This window comes from Dyella sp. 333MFSha (assembly GCF_900102405.1).
In the GTDB taxonomy this organism is placed as follows: Bacteria; Pseudomonadota; Gammaproteobacteria; order Xanthomonadales; family Rhodanobacteraceae; genus Luteibacter; species Luteibacter mycovicinus.
Window position 1 is genome coordinate 1,094,978 of record NZ_FNBR01000001.1, and the last position, 21,654, is coordinate 1,116,631.

Genomic DNA, 21,654 nt, shown 5'->3' on the forward strand with positions numbered 1-21,654 from the left:
CATTCAGGCGGCATGCCTACAATGCCCCGGTCCGGTGCCCTGACGGCACCGCCCAAGGAGAGCTATCGGTGAGTGCCAAGATCAGCCCGCTGGCGGGAAAGCCCGCTACGGAAACCACTCCGGTCGACGTCGCCGCCCTGCTTGCCGCGTATCACGACCTGCGACCCGATCCGTCGGTGCCCGAGCAGCGCGTCGTCTTCGGTACGTCCGGCCACCGGGGCTCCTCGTTCGATCGTTCGTTCAACGAATGGCACGTGCAGGCCGTGGTCCAGGCGATCTGTGAGTATCGTCGTAAGGAGGGCGTGGACGGGCCCGTGTTCGTGGGCATCGATACCCACGCGCTGTCCGCCCCGGCGTTTGAAAGCACGATCGAAGTGCTCGCCGCGAACGGTGTGCCGACGTACATCTCGGCCGGTGGGGAATACACCCCCACACCCGCGGTCTCGCACGCGATCCTGGTGTTCAACCATGGGCGCGAGAGCGGCCGTGCCGACGGCATCGTCATCACGCCGTCGCACAACCCGCCCGAGAGCGGCGGGATCAAGTACAACCCGCCGCACGGTGGGCCCGCCGATACCGATGCGACATCCTGGATCGCGGCGCGCGCCAATGCGCTGATCGAGGGCGGCCTGCGTGACGTGAAGCGGCAGCCGTACGCACAGGCGCTGAAGGCGTCGACGACGCAGGAATACGACTTCCTGGAACGCTACGTGGCCGATCTGGGCAACGCGCTCGATCTGGACATCATCCGGAACAAGGGCGTCCGGATGGGCGTGGACCCCCTGGGTGGCGCCGGCGTCCATTACTGGCGCGCCATCGGTGAGCGGTACAAGCTCGACCTGACCGTGGTCAGTGAGACCGTCGACAAGACCTTCTCCTTCATGTCGCTCGACTGGGATGGCCGTGTCCGCATGGATCCATCGTCCGCCTATGCGATGCAGCGTCTGATCGGCCTGAAGGACAAGTTCGACGTGGCCTTCGCTTGCGACACGGACCACGATCGCCACGGCGTGGTCGCGCCCAGCACCGGGCTGCTGCCGGCCAATCACTATCTGGCGGCCGCCGCCTGGTATCTCTTCCAGAATCGACCCGGCTGGCGCGCGGACGCGGCCGTCGGCAAGACGGCGGTGAGCACGGGTCTGCTCGACCGCATCGCCGCGCATCTGGGCCGCCCGCTACGCGAAGTGCCGGTCGGGTTCAAGTACTTCGTGTCCGGACTCTACGACGGCAGTCTCGGCTTCGGCTGCGAGGAAAGCGCTGGCGCGTCGTTCCTGTCGAAGGACGGCGGGGCCTGGTCGACCGATAAGGACGGCATCGTCGCCGCGTTGCTTGCCGGCGAGATGACCGCACGGCTGGGCAAGGATCCCGGCGAGATCTACCGGGGTATCACCGGCGAACTGGGTGATCCGGCCAATTCGCGCATCGACGCGCCGGCCTCCCACGCGCAGAAGGCGAAGCTGTCGAAGCTCGCCCCGGACCAGGTCGAATCCAGGACGCTCGCCGGCGATCCGATCGTCGAGGTGGTCAATCAGGCGGGCGGCCAGCCGATCGGCGGGATCAAGGTGATTTCCGCGGAGGCATGGTTCGCGGCCCGTCCGTCGGGCACCGAGGACATCTATAAGGTCTACGGCGAAAGTTTTCGCGGCAACGATCACCTCCAGCAGGTGCTGGCTGAGGCGCAGGCCATGGTAGACAAGGCTCTCAGCTGAAACTAAGGTGTTGATGAGGGCTAAAGTTAAGCCCTCGTCAAGCCGATAGGTAAGGGTCCCCTTACTAACGGCACTCGCGTGAATTTTCTCAAGTCGACCCAGGCCCGCTATACCGTAGCCGTGCTGGGCTCTTTTATCGTACTGGTGATCCTCACTCTGATCGTCGTCCGGCTGTTCGTCAGCCCCGACCTGCGCGCGACCGAGGCGCAACTCGTCGGCCGCAATGTCGACGAGATCGGCACCGTCATCACCAACAAGCTCAAGCAGGTCGAAGCGCAGCAGCGCAGCATCACGCAGACGGTGGCGCTCATGGACAGCGCGTCCATCGACCGTCTCCAGCCGGGTCTGGTCGACCAGTACGGCGATCCCGACGTGTTCGGTGGTGGCATCTGGCCGCTGCCGTTCAAGCGCGAGGCGAGCAAGGAGCGCGACAGTACCTTCTTCGCCCGGGATGCCAGCAACAAGCTCGTGGTCAACACGCACTGGAATCAGCCTGACGCGCTCAAGTACTGGGAGCAGAGCTGGTACAAGAATGGCCTCAGCGCTCCGCGTGGTCATTGTCTCTGGGCCGATGCCTATAAGGACGATGCCAGCGCACAGCCGCGCACCAATTGCGCCATGGCGATCTACAAGGGCGATGACGTGTTCGGCGTCTCCACCATCGACGTCACGCTGGGCTTCTTCAACCGCCTGGTCGCCGACATGGAGAAGAAGGTCCATGGTCAGATCCTGATCGTCGAGCCGAACGGCACGGTGGTCAGCAACAGCACCTACATCAAGGACGATATCGTCCTGAAGAAGATCCCCGATCTGGCCGCTGGCTCGGCGATGATCGCGCAGGTGAAGGACGCCCTGCCGAAGGTGGCCAAGGGCGGTCAGGTCGAGCTCGATTACGACGCGGATGGCGAATCGCACACGCTGTTCCTGAAGCCGATCGCCGGCACTCCGTGGGTGCTGGCCACGAGTCTCCCGACCCGGCTGCTTACCGAGAACAGCACTCGCATCCTGACCAAGCTCGCCGCGGTGCAGGTGCCTCTGGCACTTCTGCTCATCGTGGCGCTGGTGCTGGGCATCCGTGCGCTGATGAAGCAGCTCGCGACCCTCAAGGCCAACATCGACGACCTCAACTCCGGCGACGCCGATCTGACCCGTCGCCTGGCGAACGGCAGCGGCAGCGAATACAACGGCGTGGTCGAGAGCTTCAACGGCTTCATCGCCCGTCTGCAGGGCATGATGCGTCAGGTGCGCGACAGTTCGTCGGCCATCTCGTCGGCGGCCACGCAGATCGCGAGCGGCAACATGGATCTTTCGCAGCGTACCGAGGAGCAGGCCAGCTCGCTGGAAGAGACGGCTGCGTCCATGGAAGAACTGACGGCGACCGTGCGCCAGAACGCCGATAACGCCCGTCAGGCCAATACGCTGGCGCGTGAGGCAGCCAACGCAGCACGCGATGGCGGCGGCACGGTGAACGAAGTGGTCGTGACGATGGACGCGATCAGCCAGTCGTCCGCACGCATCGCCGACATCGTGGGTGTGATCGACGGTATCGCCTTCCAGACCAACCTGCTGGCGCTCAACGCGGCGGTGGAAGCGGCCCGGGCGGGCGAGCAGGGTCGCGGGTTCGCGGTTGTGGCAAGCGAAGTCCGCAGTCTCGCGCAGAGTTCCGCCAAGGCGGCGAAGGACATCAAGGCGCTGATCGCCGAGTCGGTCGACGACGTCGAACGCGGTTCGCAGCTGGTCCGCGTCGCCGGCCAGCGCATCGGTGAACTCACCGGCAGCGTTGCCCACGTCGCTACTTTCATGGAGGAGATCATGGCGGCCAGCACCGAGCAGAGCCAGGGCATCGACCAGGTCAGCGGTGTGGTCACCCAGCTGGACGACATGACCCAGCAGAACGCGGCGCTGGTCGAGGAAGCGGCTGCCGCGGCCAAGGCGATGGAAGACCAGACGCGTACGCTCGAAGCGGTGGTCGGCGGGTTCAGGCTCTGAGATAAGGGGCGCTTGGTACCATGGGGGACTTTCATCGCCCCCATGGTCCCGTCATGTCGTCACCCCAAAGCACGCTCAAGGTCGTCGTCGGCTCCCTCAATCCCGTCAAGATCGGCGCGGTACGCAACGCTATCGCACCGCTTTTTCCGGGACGGCTGATCGAATGCGAAGGCATGCACGCACCGTCGGGCGTGCCGGAACAACCGATGACCGCCGCCGAGACTCGCGAAGGCGCGATCAACCGGATGGAATACTGCCGCGCACACGGCGCCGAGGCGGACTTTTACGTGGCGCTGGAGGGCGGCGTGGACGTCACCGCGGATGGTCCGGGCACCATGGGCTATGTCGCGATCGCCGGGGGCGATGACGTATCGGTCGGCTGCAGCGCGTGGCTGCCCCTGCCGCCGGCCGTTTACGAGGCGCTGGTCGATGGCGAGGAGCTCGGTCCCGTCATGGATCGCCTGTTCGGCACCGTCAACATCAAGCAGCAGGGTGGCGCCATCGGCCTGGTCACGAATGGTCACGTGACGCGCGAGAGCGCGTACACGCAGACCATCATGCTGGCGATGGCGCCGTTCCTGCATCCGGAACTCTACGGGCTGGTCGCGGCGGAAGACGCTTAGCGCATGCCACCCGAGCCGAGGATCAGTTCGCCGGTCACCCAGCGTGCGTCGTCCGAGGCGAGGAAGGTCACGATCGGCGCGATGTCTTCCGGCTTGCCGACGCGGCCGAGCGGGGTCTGGCTGGCAGCCCAGGTTTCGAAGTCGCCGCCGGCGATGCCCGCCGTGTGCGTGCCTTCGGTGATGACCATGCCCGGGTTGACCGAGTTGACGCGGATGCCGCGGGGGCCGAGCTCGCGCGAGAGCACGCCGGTAATCGCGTCGACGGCGCCCTTGGTGCCCGTGTAGACGCTGCTGTCGACCGGTGTGATGCGAGTGACCGCGGATCCGATGTTGATCACGCTCGCGCCCTCGCCCAGATGCTTCGACGCGGCCTGCGTCACCAGAATGGTGCCCAGCACGTTGATGTCGAAGATGCGGCGATACAGTTCTTCGGTGGTGGCCTCGATCGATGCGAACTCGTAGACACCGGAGTTGTTGACGACGATGTCCAGACGGCCGAAGTGCTCGATGGCGGCGGCAACGAGCCCTTCCGCGTCGGCCTGCTTCGAGACGTCACCGCCTACCGCGACAGCCTTGCCACCGGCCGCCTCGATGGCTGCCACGACCGCGTCCGCGCCCGCCTTGCTCGAAGCGTAGTTGACGACGACCGACGCGCCTTCGGCGGCCAGCGACCTGGCGATGGCGGCGCCGATACCCTTGGATGCGCCGGTGACCAGCGCGACTTTGTCTTTCAGCTTGCTCATGGGAGTGGTTCCTTGAATGACCGCCGATCTGGCCGTCGAAGAGCTATCCATGGGGTCGCCAGGGCAGGGGTGTCATAGGCGCCGCGTCATAACACTTATGCGGCGTACGCAAGATTGTTTAGGTGCGCCGGGGTTGAATCCATGATGCAATGCCGCATTGATGAACGGCATACCCTTCTGGAACTCCCGAGCCATGAGCACTTCGACCGCACTCGAACCCGTCGACTCGTTCGACTACGTCATCTTCGGCGCCACCGGCGACCTGACCATGCGCAAGCTGTTGCCCGCGCTGTATCGCCGCTTCGCCGAAGGCCAGGTGCCGTCGGACTCGCGCATCGTCGGTACCGCGCGCTCGCCGCTCGACGACACGTCGTACCGCGAACGGGCGCAGAAAGCCCTGAAGGAATTCATCCGCGCCGAGGAATACTCGGACGACACGGTGAACCGGTTCCTCGAGCTGGTTCACTATGTGAGCCTCAATGGCGCCGAGTCCAGCGGTAACTGGGACGGTCTCAAGTCGCTGCTGGACGACGGCGCGACGAATGACCGCATCCGCGTCTTCTATCTCGCCACCTCGCCCGACCTGTATGGCGATATCGCGAAGAACGTCGACGAAAAAGGTCTGCGCACCGAAACGTCGCGCATCGTGCTCGAGAAGCCGATCGGTACCGACCTGGATACCGCGCGCAAGGTCAACGAGGGCGTGGGTCGCCACTTCCCCGAAAACAGCATCTTCCGCATCGATCACTACCTCGGTAAGGAAGCGGTGCAGAACATCATCGCGCTGCGCTTCGCCAATCCCATGCTCGAGCGCATGTGGGACCACGAGTCGATCGAGTACGTGCAGATCACGGCGGCCGAGACGGTGGGTCTGGAAGGCCGGGGTGGTTACTACGACGGCTCCGGCGCGCTGCGCGACATGATCCAGAACCATCTCCTGCAGGTATTGACGGTCGTCGCGATGGAGCGTCCGTCATCGCTGGATGCCGACGCGCTGCGCGACGAGAAAGTGCGCGTCCTGAAATCCCTCAAACCGCTGGACCGGAACAATCTCAGCGCCCATGTGGCGCGCGGCCAGTACGTGCAGGGCACCAACGCGGGCAAGCCGGTGCCGGCCTATCGCGAGGAATTGCCCGGCGAAACGCCCAGCAACACCGAAACCTTCGTCGCGCTCAAGGCGGAGATCGATACGCCGCGCTGGCATGGCGTGCCGTTTTACCTGCGATCGGGCAAGCGCATGCCGGAGAAGCTGACCGAGGTGGTGATCCAGTTCCGCGCGGCGGAGCCGGGCCTGTTCGGTGAGGCACGTCCGGGCAGCCGTCTGGTGATTCGTGTGCAGCCGAACGAGAGCGTGACCTTGCCGCTGTTCGTGAAGCAGCCGGGTAACCGGTTTGCGCTGGACGAGGTGGATGCGTTCTCGAAGTTGAACGAGCCCTCGCGCATCGTCTATCGCGATTCGTATGAAGGGCTGATGCTGGATGCGGTGAAGGGCAGTCCGGCCTTGTTCGTGCGTAAGGACGAAACCGAGGCCGCATGGCAGTGGGTGACGCCCATTCTCGAAGCCTGGCATGACGACCAGACGGGACCGGATGCCTACGAAGCGGGCACCTGGGGACCGGATTCGGCCCGGGCGCTGCTGCGTCAGGCGGGGCATGTCTGGGTAGAAGATATCGCGGCCTGAGTCGTCGCCGGCAGGCCGGTTCCCGCCAGGTTGAGCGCTTACACGACCAATGAGGCTTCACTCGTCTCGCCACGCTCCAGCAGCGTGGCGAGGCGATCGAGCCCTTGCTTCAGTCGCACGCGCTCCTTCACTCCTCCCAGCGACACACGAATCGCCTCGGCCGGCGGCGCGCCCAGGGAAAACGCCTCAGCCGGTGTCACGGCGAGGCCGTCCAGCCGCGCCGCGGTCGTCAGCGAGCGGGCCGTCCAGCGGGCGGGCAGGGGAAGCCAGAGGTGAATACCCTGAGTGGCGACGTCGACACGGCTCAGCGCGAAGGCCGCCATGCGCTGCCTCTCACGCGCCTCGCGCCGCACGCCTTCCAGCACGGCGGCCGCGGTGCCGTCGTGAATCCACTGCGTGGTCAGGGCGGTCGTCATCGGAGCAGGCATCAGGCTCACGGCGCGCAGACTGGTCAGGAACGCGCCACGCGCCGCCGCGTCGGGCGACACCACGTAAGCCGTACGCAGCCCCGGTGTCAGCGCCTTGGATAAGGTCGCTACGTAGTAAGTGCGCTCCGGGATGTGTCGGGCGAGGGGCAGCGGAGGGTCGTCCGCGAGCGCCCAGTACGGGTCGTCCTCGATCACCTGCAGGCCGTGCAATCGGGCCACGTCGGCCAGCTGCAACCGCCGCGTCGCCGGCACCGTCCGGGCCGTTGGATTGCATAGCGTCGGATTCAGGTAGAGCACTCGCGCGTTCTCGCGCGCCGCGGCGTTTGCCAGCTCGTCCGGAAGCATCCCGTCCGCATCGCCGGCGACGGCGATCAGGCGGCGCCCCAGTTTTGCCGCCGCCGTGATCATGCCGGGATAGAGCAGCGCGTCGGTCAGAATCGCCTCGTCCGGAACGGTCAGGGCGAGGATCAGACCGGCCAGCGCCGTCTGCGCGCCGGGGCAGGTGACGATACGTCCTTCATCCAGCTTCCCGAGCATGGGCTTCAGCCAGAGCGCGCCGGCCGCGCGGTCCGCGGCGCTGCCACCACCGGCGTGGTAGCTCATCAGCAGGTGCGCGTCCGCATGCGTCAGAACCTGATCGATACCGCGTTTCAGCAGGTCCGCCAGATCGATTCCGTCTGGTGGGGGCGGCAGATTCATGCCCAGGTCCACGACCTGTGTCGTGTCGAACCGCGGCGCCGCGACGAATGTCCCCAGCGCGCCGCGCGCGTGGAGCAGATGGCGCTCACGAGCTTCGGCATAGGCGCGGGTAACGGTGGTGAGGTCGATGCCGAGCGCACGGGCGAGCAGGCGTTGCGGCGGTAGTCGATCTCCGGGACGAAGCCTTCCCTCGGCGACCGCGCGTTCCATGAAGCGGACGACCTGCAGGTAGCGCGGTCCCTTTTCGTCCAGCACGCCGGCCCAGTCGATACCCTGCAGGGAGGTTGTCCGTGTCACCTTGCCAACCATGTAGGGAGGGAATGGTCAGGTAGTATGCGCCTCATCGGCGCGCTGGGTCATACATCGCCAACGCGCACGGCTCAGGCGCTGCGTGCGCCCGAGAGAACAGCCTCTAGAAGATCGACGACCCGCTGTCCCTCGCCCACGTGCGCGAGTTCGATGGCCGTGCGGCCGTCGAACTCGCCGATAGGCGTGCGCAGCAACCACTCCCAGACGGCGCGGCGGTCGGGCTCGATGAGCCTTGCGATGTCGGCGATGCGATGAATGATGCCGTTACGCATGGCTCAGAAGACGTGGCTGAGTGAGAGGAAGAAGCTCTGGGTGTGGTCGTCGCCGACCATCGGACTATCTCTCACGGCGTCGGGCAGCACGGTGTAGCGCATGCCGGCGGCGGTAATCCACGACGGCGACAGGCGGTACATGGCCGCCAGACCCAGCCAGGGCGCCGTGCCGCTGCCGGCGCGGTACGACGCCAGGCCGCTACGTGCCGCCTCGCGTCCGCTCACGCCGTAGTAGTAGTCGTTGAGCGCCCCATTGGCGCGGGTCACGCCGAGAGTCGGGGTGAGGGTAAGCGCGCCCTTGCGGATGGGATACGCGTAGTTCGCATCGAGCGACGTGCCGCCACCGTGCCCGGTGAATTCCTTCTGCGCCGAGGCCTGCAGGACACCCCAGTCGGCCGCGTGCTTCCAGGCGATGCCACCCATGCCGGAGATATCGCGATCGGACAGGCGGCGCAGCCGCGCATCGTTGCTGTCGTCGTGACGGAAGCGGTTGGCCAGCGGCGACACCAGGACCGAGATCTCATCGTTCGGTGTCTTGTACAAGCGATAGCCGAACGAGGCGCCGCGGAAGTAGAACGACTTGCCTTCGTAATTGACCAGCGGCAGTGGCCAGGCCTTGTTGTCGTAGCTGCGATACGGGCTCGGGCTCCAGGTCGCGCCGATGCCGAGCGTCCAGTGCGCCTGGCCATCGGTGGAGGATTGCGCGTGGGCCGCGGGGACGGCGACGCCGGCGAGGACAGCGACAAGGGTCAGGGAGCGGAAGCGGGGCAGCGACATGCAAGGTAACCGTGGGGACGATGTCGGGCATGGTGGCGAGCCCACATTGCCTCAACATTGCGCGCCCGGTCAGGCCTTTAGCGCGTGTTAGCATCGCCCCCCTTCATGCCCGCGGTGCGGGCCGGGCGGGGTCGCGCATGCGCATATTGCTGGTGGAAGACGAACCGGAGATGGCCGAGGCCCTTCAGGGAGCCCTGCATCGGCACGGCATGCTGGTGGATCTGGCGGGTGACATCGCGCATGCGACGGAGGCCTTGCAGAGCAGGGTGCATGACCTGCTGCTGCTCGACCGTCAGCTCCCCGACGGCGATGGAGCCACGCTCGTGGCGAAGGCACGTGCCGTACACGTCGACCTGCCCGTGATCATGCTGACGGCGCGCGGCACGTTGACCGATCGCATTCAGGGGCTGGATCTGGGCGCCGACGATTACCTGGTCAAACCCTTCGCGATCGAAGAGCTGCTCGCACGCATACGCGCCATCTCGCGCCGGCCGGCGCAGATCGCACTGCCGGTCGCCTCCATCGGAAACCTTCGTTACGACTTCGGTGCACGGGAAGTCTTCGTCGATGGCGAGCCTCTGCGGCTGCAGCGCAGGCAACTCCTGCTGCTCGAGGCGCTGGCTTACCGGCAAGGACGGACGGTGCAACGCGAGGTGCTGCAGGAGGCCGTTTACGGTTTCGACGACGCGATTCAGTCCAACGCGCTGGACGCGCACGTATCCAAGCTTCGCCGCGTGCTCGCCGAAGGGGGCGCACACGTGGAAATTCACGTGATTCGCGGCGTGGGCTACCTGTTGCGAGAGGTGGCGAATGCATCGTCCCGGTAAGTCACTGACGAAACGGCTGGCCTGGCGCCTCAGTGTTCTGCAGACCCTGACGCTGGTGGCGACGATCGCGGCGTTGACGTGGAGTCTGATCAACGCGCGGGCATCGTACATCGACGATGCGGTGTCGAAGACCATTCTGCGCTCACTGGTCGTCGAAGGCGGGACGCTGCGTCTGGACGACGATCGCGACATGGCGATGCTGCTTACGAAGTCGCCCGGTCTCTGGTTCGTCGCCGCCGATGAACAGGGTCGCCATCTGCAATATGGGCATATCCCCGCGGCGTACGCGTCATTCGTCGCCGCGCTGCCTTCACTGGAAGCCTCGGAAATCCATAGCAGCGAACCACCGTACGTGATGACCATGCGCCTGGCGGTCGATGAGCGGGACGGGGACCGGGTACACGTGATGGTGGGCGGTGTCCCTCTTTCCGGGCCGGCGGTGCTCGTCGCGAGGATCGCGTTCTACCTCGGTTGGCGTATCGGCCTGCCTCTGGTCTTGCTGACGCTCATCGCGGTGCCCTGGATCATCCATCGTGCGATGGCCGGCGTCGGTCGGGTCGCCCGGCAGGCCGGGGAAATCGATATCGCCGATCGCGGAGCGCGCCTGGAGGACGGTGCGGTACCGCGCGAACTGCAACCCCTCGTGCGTGCATTCAATACGGCGCTGGCCCGTCTGGCCGAGGGATACGACGCACGCGACCGGTTCCTTACGGATGCCGCGCACGAACTTCGCGCGCCGATCGCCATTCTCGAAGCTCGTCTGGAAGCACTTCCGCCCGGCGATTCGCGGACGCGGCTGCTGACCGACCTTGCGCGTCTGGCGAACATCGCCGAGCAGCTGCTGGATCTGCAGCGCCTCGGCCGTCAGCCCGACACCCTCAGTGTTCTGGATCTCGTCGCCCTGGCGCGTGAGGTCAGCTCGGATGTCGCGCCGCTGGTGCTCGACGCGGGATACGAACTGGCCATGGACGCACCGGATCACCCCGTGAAGATCGTCGGCGATCGCCTTTCGCTGTCGCGAGCGCTGACCAATCTCATCCAGAACGCGATCGTCCACGCAGGGGGCAAGGGACTCATTCATGTCGAGGTCCACGACGACGGCGTGCTCCAGGTGAGCGATCAGGGACCGGGTATTCCCAGGGAAGAGCGTGCGCGCGTGTTCACTCCGTTTTATCGCCTCCAGCCGAGCAGCGTAGGTACCGGCCTGGGCTTGCACCTCGTGCAGGAAATCGTGGCACGACACGGCGGCGACATCCGCGTGACGGATGCGCCCGGTGGCGGTGCGCGTTTCCGGATCCGGCTGCCTTCGGCCTGACCTCCGTCAGGCCGGAGACGCCAGAGCCGGGTCTCTCCGGTGGTGCGACGACGTTGCCATTGCATCCACGCGGTCCGCCCGCATTATGTGACGAACCCTCGAGGAGGTCCCCATGTCCGACTATCGCAAGACTCCCGAAGCCCTGTCCCGGCTCACCCCCGAACAGTTCCGCGTCACTCAGCAGAGTGGCACCGAAAGGCCGTTTCAGAACGCCTTTCACGACAGTCACGAGCCGGGCATCTACGTCGATATCGTATCCGGCGAGCCGCTGTTCTCCTCGCTTGACAAGTTCGACAGCGGCTGCGGCTGGCCGAGCTTCACGCGTCCGCTCGAGGACGAGCATGTCGTCGAAAACCGCGACATCAGCCACGGCATGATCCGCACGGAAGTGCGTTCGACGCATGCCGACAGTCATCTGGGTCACGTGTTCCCCGATGGCCCGCGCGACCGTGGCGGGCTCCGTTACTGCATCAATTCCGCCTCGCTGCGCTTCATCCCCGTGGCCGATCTCGAGAAAGAAGGCTATCCGGATTACGTGGCCCTGTTCGCCAACGAAAAAGGAGGTGTCGTATGACGTCACGCGCCATTCTGGCCGGCGGCTGCTTCTGGGGTATGCAGGATCTGATCCGCAAGCAGCCCGGCGTGATCGCCACGCGTGTCGGCTACTCCGGTGGCGACGTGCCCAACGCGACGTACCGCAACCACGGCACCCATGCCGAAGCCATCGAAATCGAGTTCGATCCGGCGAAGATCGACTATCGAAAGATCCTGGAGTTCTTCTTCCAGATCCACGATCCGACCACGCTGAACCGCCAGGGTAACGACCGCGGGCTGAGCTACCGGTCGGCTATTTTCTACCTGGACGACGAGCAGAAAGCCGTCGCCGAGGACACGATCGCGGACGTCAATGCATCGGGGCTATGGCCGGGCAAGGTCGTGACCGAACTCGCCCCGGCGGGGGATTTCTGGGAAGCCGAGCCGGAGCACCAGGACTATCTGGAAAAGTATCCGAGCGGTTACACCTGTCATTTCATCCGTCCGGACTGGGTACTGCCCCGACGCGCGGCCTGATGTGACCTGATCCAGGCCCGGCGCCGCCGGGCCTGGCACGCGGGCGGCGCGGGCGGCGATCAGCGCGGGCGGATGGAAAGCAGGTCGGGCATGCGATCGATCACGGCCAGTGCACCGGCTTTCTGCAGATCCAGCGACTTGCGGTAGCCGTAGCTGACCATGACCAGCGCCACACCCGCGTCATGCGCCGCCAGCATGTCGCTCTCCGAATCGCCGACCATGAGCACGTCCGACACGGCGACTTCCGCCGCTTTGGCGATATGCAGCAAGGGCACGCCGCTGGGCTTGCGCTCGGGAAGCGTGTTACCGCCGACGATGGTATCCACGTACGGCAGCATGCCGCGAACCTCGAGCAGCGGACGGACGAACTCTTCGTTCTTGTTGGTGCAGACCGCGATCTTCACGCCCTGCGCATGCAGCGCCGCCAGTGTTTCGACGACGCCGTCATAGGCGACGGCATCGAGCGCGGTCTCGGCATAGTGCTCGAGAAAACCGGGCATCACCGCGTCGATATCGGCGTCGCTCCCGGCATCGCGGAACGCGTAGGTGATCAGCTTGCGCGAGCCCTCACCGATCCACTCGGTGATGCGCGCGGTGTCGACGGTGGGCAGTTTCCAGTCGGTCAGCGTGCGGTTGACCGACTCGGCGATGTCGGCGGCGCTGTCGACCAGCGTGCCGTCCAGATCGAAGATGACCAGCGAAAAGGGAAAGGTCACAGGCTCGGGCTCCGGGCGCAAAGACCGCCATTCTACGCCCTTGCCGCCCGCCGCTCCTGCATGAAGACGATCACATCGTCGACGGACATGGGCATGGCGGCATGGAAGCCTTGCAGGTAGTCGCAGCCATGCGCGATCAACCATTCCGCCTGCGATTCGCGCTCCACGCCTTCGGCGATCACGTGTAGGCCCAGGGTATGGCCGAGCGTCAGGATGGCTTCGCAGACGGATGCCGAGCGGACTTCGGAGTCGATTTCGGCGACAAACGCGCGATCAATTTTCAGCGCATCGATAGGCAGATCGCGCAGATAGGCGAGGCTGGAGAACCCCGTACCGAAATCATCGAGGTGCACCGGTACGCCCAGTGCCTTCAGGGCATCCATCGCGCGAAGGGCCTGATCGCCGATCACGGCGCTCTCGGTGAGTTCGACCTGGATCGCTCCCGTCGGCAGATGGTAATCGGCGATGGTCTGGCGGATCGCATCGACGATGTCGTCGCGCTGCAGCTGCACGGCCGAGACGTTCACCGCAAGGGCGATGTCCGCGAAGCCCGCCTGCGCCATGGTCACGTACGCCCGTCCGACCTCGCGCAGCACACGATGGCCGAGAGGAACGATCAGGCCGGTTTCCTCGCACAGCGGAATGAAGACGTCCGGTGCGACGAAGTCGCCGTCCGGCAGCGGCCAGCGGATCAGCGCTTCGAGGCTGACGATCAGGCCATCGCGGCTGCGGATGATCGGCTGGAAGTGGACGATGAAGGTGTCCTGATCCAGGGCGTTACGAATCTGCGCCGCCATCTTCAGTCGGTTGATCGATGCCGCCGCCATGGCCGCCTCGAACACGTGCCAGGTACCCGGTGCGCCGTTGCCCATCTGCGCCGCGAGGGCGGCCGCGCCGAGGACCTTCTCGGCACGCTCGCCGTCGCGCGGGTGCACGGCGAGCCCGACCCGTGGTTCGAGGACGTGCAACATGCCATGGACGCTGACGGGTGAGGTTACCGCGCGCATCAGCGCGGCCAGCATCTCGCCACGGCGCTCGCCGTTCAGTATCGCCAGGACGAAGGTTTCGGCGGGACGATGGGCTACGGCGCTGTCGGGCCCCCGCAGGGCCGCGAACCGGTCGGCCATGACACGGAGCACGTCCTGACCGACGGCCTGTCCGAAGGTATCGCTGATCAGCTCGAGGCCGCGCAACTGAACGAAGGCGAGTTCGTAACCGACCGAGCGGCGGCGGTCGTCGTCGAGGAATTCGAGCAGGGCGTCCGTGTTGTGCAGACCCGTGGTGGCGTCGTGCGTCGCCCGGTGCCGCAGAACACGCTCGTTACGCAACCTTTCGGTGACATCTTCGGCCACGACCAGGCGTGCTGCGTGTCCGGGGAAGTCGATGTCGGAGGCGTGGACCCGCACCTGAAGCAGGCTTCCGTCCGCACGACGGTGTGTCCACGGATGTTTTTCGGCGACGCGAACGTCGCGATGGGTCACGGCGGCCCTCAGGGCGGCCTCGTCGGCCGCGGGTCGGATATCCAGCAAGGTCATCGCAAGGAATTGCGTGCGCGTGTAACCGTATGCGTCGGTGGCCGCCTGGTTCACGACCAGGAAACGCAGCGTGTCCATGTCATAGACCCAGCACGGCATCGGATTCTTGTCGAAGATGACGCGGAACCGGCGCTCGGCCGTTTCGATCTGTTCGACATAGCGCAAGTGATCGCGCTCGGCGCGACCGATGCGCCGCAGGATGTACAGCAGCGCGATCCAGTACAGAAGATAGAGTGCGCCGGTGAGCGCGACCACGGGGTACCAGCTTTCGAAGACCGCGGCGGTTGCCGTGCCGAATCCCACCCACAGGGGATATCGTCCCGGCGCCGCCGCGGATACGACGCGCTCCACGCCATCGATGCGACTGACGCGGCGGCCAAGGCGGACATCGTTGGGTTCGAACAGCATGTCGAGCGGCTTGCCGATCAGTTCGGAATTCGCACCCGTCCGGGCGACGATCGTGCCGAAGCGATCGGTGATGGCGGCGACGTCCTGCGGACCGCCGTGCAGGTTGTCCACGATGTCCTGGAACTCGACCTGATTGAGGCGGACGAGTACCCATCCCCCGTCGGACAGCGGCACGGCCAGCGGCATGACCCAGCCGTCGTTGTGCCGTGCGAGCGGACCCATACGCAGGTCCGTGCCGCGCGTGACGTCGCCACTCCACTGGCGTATCGCTCGTTCCGCATCACCGGCGCTGACGGGCTGGCCCTGCGCGTCGACCAGGACGATGCTTTCGACCTGCTCATGGCGTGCCATGACGCCCTTGAGGTTATCGGCGACCAGTGCCTGCGCCTGCGCGGGAACGGTGCTGTTGAGGTCGAGGGCATTGGCCGCTACGGCCTGCATGGCGCGTTCGATGGTATGCAGGCGCGCAGTGAGCAGACGCTGCGCGCCATCCGCGAGAGCCTGTGCCTGCGCATGCGCCGCCTGCACGCGGTGCCGGTAATCCTGAAACAGTACGGCCGCCAGGCCGACGCCGATGATCACGCCTACCGCGAAGCCGATCGACCGGACCAGCGAAGAAGTTTTCCTGAACTCGTTGATCACGGCGGTCGAACGCCTATCCCCCCTGGAAACGAGGACGCTAACAGTCTCTCGTATCGCCCGCAATCATCTTCACAGATGCGGCAAAGTGTGCATTTGCCAATTTCTGGGTGTTGATGCAATGCATCCGCCGACGCTTCCATGGCGTAATGATGGGTAACGCATGATTACTTAAGAAATCCGCATGAACACGCGTGTCCTCACGTTTATCGCTTACCAGGCGCTGTGGTTCGCCGTGGTCGTCGCCGCAGGACACGACCGCGGCTGGCTTGCCTGCGCAGCATGTCTCGCGTTCGTTCTCTGGCAATCGATCGCGTCGGCCGAGCGCGCCGTCGTCTGGCGGCTTGCCGTTCTCGCGGTGTTGCTGGGCATGCTCGTGGACGGAGGTGCGACGGCGGCGGGTGTCGTGCGCTACGCGGCGAAAGATCCGATGCCCTTTCCCGGTGGGCCCCCGTGCTGGATCCTCGGGCTCTGGGCGTCGTTCGCCGTAACTCTGCCGGGACCGATGCGCTGGCTGTCCGGCCGTCCGGTGGCCGCGGCGTTGCTGGGGGCCATCGGCGGGCCGTTGTCGTACGTGGGAGCGCAAAGGGGTTGGAGCGCGGTGACGTTTCCGGCACCTGTCTGGCAGGGATACGCGTGGCTGGCGGTTTCCTGGGCTGTCGCGATGGCGGTGCTTGCCGTCGCGCTCGCACACCTGACGTCAGGCCGGGCAGCGACCGTCAAGCGGTAATGCGAGGGCGTCGTCCCACGCGTGGGACGGGACGTCACTCTTGCGCCCGGACGGGCTGAACTCGATGCGTACGTCGAGGGGCTTTCCATGCTCGTCGCGTATCGTGCCGGGCCCTTCGTACCGCCGCAGCAGTCGTGTCGCCTCGGTATAGGTCACGCTGATAGTCGGTGCGGCAAAGCCATACCAGGCATCCAGCCTGAGATCGATCCTGCGGTCCGGCCCCTGCGCAGGGGCGGCGGTGATCTTCACGGGAAAAAACTTACCGCGTCCCGTCATCAGGAACGGGACGGACGCTCCGCCTTGAATGACGCGATCCCAGTTGGCCCGTACGTAAGCATCGAACCCGGCATCGATGACCGCGCCGGCATCGATGCTCAATGGATGCTCACTGCGCTGGCCATCGACTTTGCGTACATAGGCGACACGCTGGCCGCCTTCGCCACGGACGCCCTCCTCGTATCCGTTGCGCGCATCTTTGAAGTCGAAGTCCGGCTGTGTCGGCGCACCAGCCGTGCTTAGCCGCTTGCGGGCGAAGGCCCTGCCATCAGGACACTGAAAGACGATGGCGTGCCGTGACGCATCTTCGATGTGGACTTCCCGATAGATAAGCGTGTCGCTGCCACGGGCGAAGGCCTCGCCCGTGTATTGCGCCATCGCGAAAGAGGGCGAAGCGGCGGCGTACGCCGAAAAGGCGATGAGTGAGAGAGCGGCTGGATGGCGCATGGGACCTCGTGGCGAAGGGGCGTCATGGAGTTCATACGTGCAGCCTCGCCGTCAGGATGCGCGTTGGTGCCGTGCAGGCATCGTGACGCGATCCCTTTCCCGGTCTACCTCGTTCGCATGCCTTGTGTGTTCCTATTCGCCTGCTACTTGCCCTTACCGGCTTGTGGCGAATACGCCGTCCAGTGCCAGCTCCGCCGTGAAGCCGGCTTTGGTCAGCCGTGTAGCGACTTCGCGTGGCACGTCACGTCCGCTGGTCAGCTTGTTGGGGCTGCCGGTGTAATGGAAGAGACGCCCGCCACGACGGAGCACGCGGGCCAGCTGGCCGTAGAAGGCCTGCGAGTAAAGCTCGCCCGCGATGCCGAAGCGCGGCGGATCGTGCAGCAGGGCATCGACGGACGCGTCCGCGATATGCGCGATGGCGTGCGAGATGTCCGCGTGCGTAAGAGTCAGCCGTCCTCCGGTTTCGGGCGCTTCCGGGTCGGGCGACCACGGGTTGATATTGCGCAACCAGAGCACATCCGCGTTCTTTTCGAACGAGTCGATGCGCGCGACGCCGGAATCCAGACAGCAGGCGGCGAAATAGCCGAGTCCGCCGCAGGTATCCAGCACGACCTTTCCCCGGGGTTCGACCAGGGCCACCTTCCGCCGCGCATCGTCGACCGGCGACTCTTTCGACGTCGGCAGCATCTTGATGCCATCGATTTCGAAGGTCGGCGCGCCCCATTCGGTGGGAACCAGTTTGATCAGCGAGCCCGAAAACCTCGACACCGGTTCGAAGCTTTCCCCATCCCACCAGTAAAGGGTCCGGTCCTTGAGCTTGCCAGGCCACGGGTAGACCCGGTCGCGCCAGGTCCACGTGTCCGCGGCTAGCGATACATCGTCATCGGTACGCCCCAGATCCAGCGAACCACGCCACTTGCCCGTGCCGTCCTGTCGCGCCGCGGCCCACGCCTCGACGATGGGACGCGTGAGCAGCGGACCGGCATAGTGGGACACAGGCAAACTCCAGCAGCAGGCAATCGACGATTTTACCTGTCAGAACGCCGATCCGACGGCTTTCAGCCACACGGCGACCGCGTGCGCACCCGGATCGGCGTGCCCCTGCGTCCGATCGCCGAGATAGGCGGACCGGCCCAGGCGTGGCCGCATCGTCCTGGTCGCCTCCACGCCTTGCTCGGCGGCGGCGATGGCGGCCTGGACGACGGCCCTGGTCTCATCGCCCCTCGCCACGGCGGCGTCGATCGCATCGGCGGCGGGGAGCAGGGCGTCGAGCATGGTGCGGTCGCCGGCTTTGCCACCGCCCAGCGCCTGCACGGCTTCGCAGCCGGCACGGAAAGCCGCAGCCCACGCCAGGGGCGCGTCGACCTTGCCCGCCTCGGCGAGGGTCGTGGCGGCCCGCACGATCAACACGGCATAGAGCGGCCCGGACGTGCCGCCGAGCACGCGCCGCAAGGTCCCGGCAAGGGCGAGCAGGGCACCGGCGGGATGGGCGACGTCGAGCGTGGGCAACGCATCGTCGATCGCACGGGCACCGCGCGCGAGGCTGAGGCCGATGTCACCGTCACCCACGACGGAGTCCAGTGCGGTGAGCTCGGGCTCGGCGGTTTCGAGAGCCGCTGCCACGGCGCGCAGGCTGGCGGTGAAGCGATCCGCCTGGCTTGCGTAGGCCCACGCCGGGCCTGCGGCGTCCGCTGCCTTCTCCGTGGGAGCGACCGCAACGATCGACGGACGCGTCGTCGGCCGCAAGGGCGCATGCCAGGCCGCGGCGGCGGCGGGTGCCAGCAGGCGCCCGAGGCGGTGTTCGTCGAGCTTGAGCAGGCTGAGCGAGCAGCCGGGCATTTCCAGTGCGGTGAGATAGGTACCGACCAGCGCCGCGGATACGTCCACGCCGAGGTCGGCGAGCCGCGTCAGTGCGTGGCGCGCAACGATGTCGAGCTCCTGCACGGCGGTGCCGCCCAGGTTGTTGACCAGCAGCGCCACACGGTCCCCGCCACCGATGGCGCCGCGCGACAGCAGGCGCTCGATGAGCCGATCCAGCATCTCGTCGGCCCGCGCGATGGGGCCGCGCTGTGCGCCGCGTTCGCCGTGGATACCTAAGCCGTATTCCACTTCGGTCTCGCCCAGTTCGAACCCTGGCTTACCGGCGGCCGGTACCGTACACGACCCCAGACCCAGTCCCATGCTGACGACCGCGTCGATGGCGGCCTGTGCCTCGCCCCTGACCCCGGCGAGGCTCAGCCCGGCCTCGGCGGCGGCGCCGGCCACCTTGTGCACGAGGACGGTGCCGGCGATACCCCGGCGACCGACGGCATGGTCGTCATCGAGAGCGACGTCGTCAGCGACGACCACCACCTCCACCGCGATGCCCGCCGCGCGTGCGAGCTCCGCGGCGAGGCCGAAATTGAGCCGGTCGCCGGTGTAATTCTTGACGATGAGCAGGACGCCGGCGGGACCGGCTACGGCTCGAATCGCCGCGAGCACGGCATCCACGCTGGGTGAGGTGAACACCTCGCCGACCACCGCGGCGGTGAGCATGCCTGCGCCGACGTAACCGGCATGCGCGGGTTCGTGACCCGCACCACCGCCCGAGATGAGCGCGACCTTACCGGCAGCGGCGTGCTCGGCGTAATCGGCGCGCAACACGACGTTTTCGCCCTCGATGCGGGCCAGTCGCTCGTCGCCGAGGACGAGTCCTTCGATCATCTCGTCGACGACCTTCAACGGATCGTTGATCAGCTTCTTCACGCAGCGCTCCTCGTGGATTCGATGGTGGACGGATGCAGGCATAGTCGCACCATACGTCCGGGTATAAAAATGCGTGTAGGCTTGGCGGCTACTTTGCCCGCGAAGCGATCTCATGGCACTCAAATCCACGGTCTTCAAGGCTGACCTGCAGGTCAGCGACATGGACCGGCATTATTACCAGGGCCATGCCCTGACCATCGCCCAGCATCCGTCGGAAACAGACGAGCGCATGATGGTCCGCGTCCTGGCTTTCGCGCTCAATGCGGACGACGCTCTCGTTTTCGGGAAGGGCATCAGCTCGGAAGACGAGCCGGATCTCTGGCGCAAGGAGCTGACCGGCGAGGTCGATCTGTGGATCGAGATCGGCCAGCCGGACGAGCAGCGCATCCGCCGTGCCGCCGGCCGCGCCAATCGCGTCATCATCTACAGCTATAGCGGACGTAGCGCCGAAGTGTGGTGGAAGAAGACCGCCGCCGCGGTCGCGCGCACCAGGAACGTTTCCGTCATCGACGTGGCCCCCGCAACGGTGGAGGCGCTCGCCGCGCTGACCCAGCGCACGATGCAGATCCAGTTCATGGTCCAGGACGGTCAGGCCCAGGTGATCAGCGGCGAGTCGGTCGTGCCGGTCGAGCTGACGACGCTGGCCTGAGCCTCCGCGCGCGATCAGGGCACGCACTTGTCCGTGCTATTTAGCTTGGTCGACGCGATGCCGCCAAACGGGCTGATGCCGATCCGCGATCCGGGCAGGCGTGTGGTGTTCACGCCAAGCCCCGTCGTCGTGGCGACACCGGCACAAAGAACGAAGGCCATCGGCTGGCTGGGACTGGTGCGCGTCGACACGGGCGCGAGCTGACCCTGCTGTCCGAAGGTCACGACCGATCCGTCCACGGCGCGTGCCGAGACGTCGTTCAAGGCGCCACCGACGCGAAGGATCTGCATCCCCGCCGATGCACTTGCGGAGTAGACATCGCTCGCCTTCGTCGTCGCCACGGGATGCACGTACACCAGCCAGCCCGTCTCATAGGTGCTTGCGCCGGAGCAGGTCGCGCCGTCGGTACTCGCGCATATCGACACGTAGGTCGCGCGCAGCACGGCTTCCGTCCGCGCGTACTGGACCGCCGCCTGCAGGTTGTCGACCGAGGTCCGGAGCCGGTGGCGCTGCAAGGTCGTGCGGAACGACGGCACGGCGATGGCCGCGAGGATGCCGGCGACGATGATGGCGATCATCAGCTCCAGCAGGCTGAACCCGCGAGCGCCGCCCGCGGACCGACGCGCACGCATTACCAGCAGGTTCCGTTGCTGGTCGGGCCGGTCGGGGCCTTGACGCCCGTGTCGGTCACGGACAACGTCGTACAGACGTCGCGCGCCTGAGCCGCACCGGGCACCGGCGTCGCGGTCGCGTTATACGCTTGCGCATCGAGCGAGTTCACCGCGCTTACGGTGACGACCGCCGTGTAGTACCCGCTCTCCGACGTCGCCGTCGTCGTGGCCGCGTAGCCGATGGTGGCGAGGTCGGCATAGGCGTTATGCAGGGCGTAATACCGCTCCTCGGCATTGGCGATGGCCATGAGTAACTTCTGCCCGTCGGCGCGACGCGCCCGGAAGCCGTACTTGGTGTAGGCCGGAAAAGCGATGGCGGCCAGTATCGCCATCACGACCAGCACGATCATCAGTTCGACAAGGGTGAAGCCGCGGCGCCGGTCGGGTGCGTGCAT

General features: G+C 66.0%; 21 protein-coding genes. 10 read left to right on the forward strand and 11 right to left on the reverse strand.

Features of this window, described 5'->3' with window-relative positions; translation table 11 throughout:
* The first annotated feature begins 68 nt into the window (after positions 1–68).
* From pgm to yjjX, 3 genes are all read left to right on the forward strand, one after another.
* The gene (gene pgm, locus BLT40_RS04995; RefSeq protein WP_090351894.1) at positions 69–1,709 is read left to right on the forward strand and encodes a phosphoglucomutase (alpha-D-glucose-1,6-bisphosphate-dependent); all 1,641 of its coding nucleotides are present in this window, start codon (positions 69–71) and stop codon (positions 1,707–1,709) included.
* 78 nt (positions 1,710–1,787) lie between these two features.
* Positions 1,788–3,698: a methyl-accepting chemotaxis protein gene (locus BLT40_RS20720; RefSeq protein WP_143025834.1), complete on the forward strand. Its 1,911-nt coding sequence runs from the start codon at positions 1,788–1,790 to the stop codon at positions 3,696–3,698.
* A gap of 53 nt (positions 3,699–3,751) precedes the next feature.
* Positions 3,752–4,321: an inosine/xanthosine triphosphatase gene (yjjX, locus tag BLT40_RS05005; RefSeq protein ID WP_036117558.1), complete on the forward strand. Its 570-nt coding sequence runs from the start codon at positions 3,752–3,754 to the stop codon at positions 4,319–4,321.
* Here the strand turns inward: yjjX and BLT40_RS05010 are convergent.
* Positions 4,318–5,064, reverse strand: a complete 747-nt coding sequence (locus tag BLT40_RS05010) for a glucose 1-dehydrogenase (protein WP_079519881.1) — start codon at positions 5,062–5,064, stop codon at positions 4,318–4,320. The genes yjjX and BLT40_RS05010 overlap by 4 nt on opposite strands.
* Before the next feature lie 193 nt (positions 5,065–5,257).
* On the opposite strand from BLT40_RS05010, the gene zwf reads away from it, so the two are divergent.
* Complete coding sequence (gene zwf, locus BLT40_RS05015; RefSeq protein ID WP_079519879.1) at positions 5,258–6,745, forward strand: glucose-6-phosphate dehydrogenase; 1,488 nt, start codon at positions 5,258–5,260, stop codon at positions 6,743–6,745.
* A gap of 38 nt (positions 6,746–6,783) precedes the next feature.
* On the opposite strand, the gene BLT40_RS05020 is transcribed toward zwf, so the two are convergent.
* From BLT40_RS05020 to BLT40_RS05030, 3 genes are all read right to left on the reverse strand, one after another.
* A complete protein-coding gene (locus BLT40_RS05020) occupies positions 6,784–8,169 on the reverse strand; it encodes an aminotransferase-like domain-containing protein (RefSeq protein ID WP_255363944.1) in 1,386 nt (461 codons plus the stop codon).
* 83 nt (positions 8,170–8,252) lie between these two features.
* Entirely contained in the window at positions 8,253–8,453 is a 201-nt protein-coding gene (locus tag BLT40_RS05025; protein WP_036113058.1) for an antitoxin Xre/MbcA/ParS toxin-binding domain-containing protein, read from the reverse strand.
* 3 nt (positions 8,454–8,456) lie between these two features.
* The gene (locus BLT40_RS05030) at positions 8,457–9,230 is read right to left on the reverse strand and encodes a MipA/OmpV family protein (RefSeq protein WP_090351899.1); all 774 of its coding nucleotides are present in this window, start codon (positions 9,228–9,230) and stop codon (positions 8,457–8,459) included.
* A 137-nt stretch (positions 9,231–9,367) separates the two neighbouring features.
* Between BLT40_RS05030 and BLT40_RS05035 the strand changes: the two genes are divergently transcribed.
* The 4 genes from BLT40_RS05035 (at position 9,368) to msrA (ending at position 12,443) form a co-directional block, all read left to right on the forward strand.
* Positions 9,368–10,057: a response regulator gene (locus BLT40_RS05035; RefSeq protein ID WP_079519873.1), complete on the forward strand. Its 690-nt coding sequence runs from the start codon at positions 9,368–9,370 to the stop codon at positions 10,055–10,057.
* The gene (locus tag BLT40_RS05040; RefSeq protein ID WP_090351900.1) at positions 10,041–11,372 is read left to right on the forward strand and encodes a sensor histidine kinase; all 1,332 of its coding nucleotides are present in this window, start codon (positions 10,041–10,043) and stop codon (positions 11,370–11,372) included. Before BLT40_RS05035 ends, BLT40_RS05040 begins: the two co-directional genes overlap by 17 nt.
* Before the next feature lie 112 nt (positions 11,373–11,484).
* Positions 11,485–11,946 carry a peptide-methionine (R)-S-oxide reductase MsrB gene (msrB, locus tag BLT40_RS05045; protein WP_036113072.1) on the forward strand — a complete coding sequence of 154 codons (462 nt, stop codon included), beginning with the start codon at positions 11,485–11,487 and terminating at the stop codon, positions 11,944–11,946.
* Positions 11,943–12,443, forward strand: coding sequence for a peptide-methionine (S)-S-oxide reductase MsrA (gene msrA / locus BLT40_RS05050; RefSeq protein ID WP_036113075.1), 501 nt, complete (start codon positions 11,943–11,945; stop codon positions 12,441–12,443). The genes msrB and msrA overlap by 4 nt, the downstream gene beginning before the upstream one ends.
* Before the next feature lie 59 nt (positions 12,444–12,502).
* Here the strand turns inward: msrA and gph are convergent, their stop codons facing one another.
* Positions 12,503–13,159, reverse strand: coding sequence for a phosphoglycolate phosphatase (gene gph / locus BLT40_RS05055; protein ID WP_043694072.1), 657 nt, complete (start codon positions 13,157–13,159; stop codon positions 12,503–12,505).
* Positions 13,160–13,191: 32 nt separating this feature from the next.
* Positions 13,192–15,744, reverse strand: coding sequence for a bifunctional diguanylate cyclase/phosphodiesterase (locus tag BLT40_RS05060; protein WP_090351903.1), 2,553 nt, complete (start codon positions 15,742–15,744; stop codon positions 13,192–13,194).
* A gap of 181 nt (positions 15,745–15,925) precedes the next feature.
* Between BLT40_RS05060 and BLT40_RS05065 the strand changes: the two genes are divergently transcribed.
* Positions 15,926–16,471, forward strand: coding sequence for a DUF2878 domain-containing protein (locus tag BLT40_RS05065; protein ID WP_090351906.1), 546 nt, complete (start codon positions 15,926–15,928; stop codon positions 16,469–16,471).
* Here BLT40_RS05065 and BLT40_RS05070 read toward each other — a convergent pair.
* From BLT40_RS05070 to BLT40_RS05080, 3 genes are all read right to left on the reverse strand, one after another.
* A complete protein-coding gene (locus tag BLT40_RS05070) occupies positions 16,442–17,194 on the reverse strand; it encodes a hypothetical protein (protein ID WP_090351907.1) in 753 nt (250 codons plus the stop codon). The two genes, BLT40_RS05065 and BLT40_RS05070, sit on opposite strands and share 30 nt — an antisense overlap.
* A gap of 153 nt (positions 17,195–17,347) precedes the next feature.
* Positions 17,348–18,190: a class I SAM-dependent methyltransferase gene (locus tag BLT40_RS05075; protein WP_090351909.1), complete on the reverse strand. Its 843-nt coding sequence runs from the start codon at positions 18,188–18,190 to the stop codon at positions 17,348–17,350.
* Positions 18,191–18,229: 39 nt separating this feature from the next.
* Complete coding sequence (locus BLT40_RS05080) at positions 18,230–19,939, reverse strand: dihydroxyacetone kinase family protein (RefSeq protein ID WP_090351911.1); 1,710 nt, start codon at positions 19,937–19,939, stop codon at positions 18,230–18,232.
* A gap of 112 nt (positions 19,940–20,051) precedes the next feature.
* Between BLT40_RS05080 and BLT40_RS05085 the strand changes: the two genes are divergently transcribed.
* The gene (locus BLT40_RS05085) at positions 20,052–20,588 is read left to right on the forward strand and encodes a YaeQ family protein (RefSeq protein WP_090351914.1); all 537 of its coding nucleotides are present in this window, start codon (positions 20,052–20,054) and stop codon (positions 20,586–20,588) included.
* A gap of 14 nt (positions 20,589–20,602) precedes the next feature.
* Here BLT40_RS05085 and BLT40_RS05090 read toward each other — a convergent pair whose 3' ends face one another.
* Positions 20,603–21,220, reverse strand: a complete 618-nt coding sequence (locus tag BLT40_RS05090; RefSeq protein ID WP_090351916.1) for a GspH/FimT family pseudopilin — start codon at positions 21,218–21,220, stop codon at positions 20,603–20,605.
* Entirely contained in the window at positions 21,220–21,654 is a 435-nt protein-coding gene (locus BLT40_RS05095; protein ID WP_079520330.1) for a type IV pilin protein, read from the reverse strand. The genes BLT40_RS05090 and BLT40_RS05095 overlap by 1 nt, the downstream gene beginning before the upstream one ends.